The following is a 1,641-nucleotide window of genomic DNA, read 5'->3' on the forward strand; positions in this document are numbered from 1 at the left end:
CTCCTCCAAGGCGGCGAACCGCTGGTTTCGCACAGCCGGTCCGCCCTTAACGGATGCGGATCAATTGCGCCAGCGATCGCTGGTCAGAGCATGTACATTAATTATCATACCAGATCAATTGACGAGTATGATAAAAGCGATTAGAGACTCCGGCATCCGGGCTGAGCGCCCGGTCTATCGCTGGGAGGTAATCATGCGACTTTTGAAGACCGCGCTCGTCGCGGGCGCGCTTGCCGTGCTGTCCGTCACGACCATCGCTGCATATGCTCAGGACACCAAGATCGGTTTCATCGTCAAACAGCCCGAGGAGCCGTGGTTCCAGGACGAATGGAAGTTCGCCGACCAGGCCGCCAAGGAGAAGGGCTTTACCCTGGTCAAGATCGGCGCCGAGGACGGTGAGAAGCTGATGTCGGCCATCGACAATCTCGGCGCCCAGGGCGCCCAGGGCTTCATCGTCTGCACACCGGACGTGAAGCTTGGCCCCGGCATCGTCGCCAAGGCCGCCGCCAACAATCTCAAGCTGATGACTGTCGACGACCGTCTGGTCGGCGCCGACGGCAAGGCGCTGGAAGACGTGCCGCATATGGGCATTTCGGCCACCAAGATCGGCGAAGCCGTCGGCCAGGCGATCGTCGACGAAATGAAGGCACGCGGCTGGAAGGCCGACGAGGTCGGCGCCATCCGCGTCTCCTACGACCAACTGCCGACCGCGGTCGACCGCGTCGAAGGTGCCATCTCGGTGCTGAAGGCAAACGGCTTCAAGGCCGAGAACATCTTCGACGCGCCACAGGCCAAGACCGACACCGAAGCCGCCCTCAACGCCGCAACGGTCGTGCTCAACGCCCATGCCGACATCAAGAAATGGGTCTCCTTCGGCCTCAACGATGAGGCGGTGCTCGGCGCAGTGCGTGCTTCCGAAAGCGTCGGCATCCCCGCTGACAGCGTGATCGGCGTTGGCATTGGCGGCGCGGATTCCGCAATCAACGAGTTCAAGAAGCCGACCGCCACTGGCTTCGTCGGCACCGTGATCATCTCGCCGAAGCGTCATGGCTACGAGACGGCGCTCAACATGTATGACTGGGTTGCCAACAACAAGGAACCGGAGAAGCTGATCCTGACTTCCGGTGCACTCGCCAAGCGTGACGACTACCAGAAGGTCCGCCAGGGCCTCGGCATCGAATAATCCTCCCTGTACAAACAGGCGGCGGCTCATCCCGCCGCCTGTTTGTCATGGCTCAAAAGGATCGGCTCGTGTCCTTTCTCGACTTCTCGCACATCACCAAGACCTATCCGGGCGTCAAGGCGCTGTCGGACGTCTCGTTCGGCGTCGACAAAGGCGCCGTGCATGGCCTGATGGGCGAGAACGGCGCCGGCAAATCCACCCTGATCAAGATCCTCTCCGGCGACCAGCATGCCGATCAGGGCGAGATCCGCATTGACGGCAGGGTTCAAGCCTATACCTCGACCCGGGATGCCTTCGACAATGGCGTCATTGTCATTCATCAGGAACTGCAACTCGTTCCTGAACTCACCGTTGCCGAAAACCTCAGCCTCGGTCGTTTCCCCGCCAACGCCGGCATCATCGCCGGTCGCCGGATGCTGGACGACGTCGGCGCCAAGCTGAAATCGGCCGGTATCGAC

2 protein-coding genes are annotated in these 1,641 nt (G+C 61.4%); both read left to right on the forward strand.

Features of this window, described 5'->3' with window-relative positions:
• Positions 1 to 193: 193 nt before the first annotated feature.
• On the forward strand, positions 194 to 1,183 hold the full coding sequence (locus tag EN906_RS33370; protein ID WP_027039820.1) for an arabinose ABC transporter substrate-binding protein: 990 nt from the start codon (positions 194 to 196) through the stop codon (positions 1,181 to 1,183).
• A gap of 68 nt (positions 1,184 to 1,251) precedes the next feature.
• On the forward strand, positions 1,252 to 1,641 hold a 390-nt coding region (locus EN906_RS33375; protein WP_127375734.1), incomplete at its 3' end, for an ATP-binding cassette domain-containing protein.

Source organism: Mesorhizobium sp. M7A.F.Ca.CA.004.06.1.1, assembly GCF_003999135.1.
Lineage (GTDB): Bacteria > Pseudomonadota > Alphaproteobacteria > Rhizobiales > Rhizobiaceae > Mesorhizobium.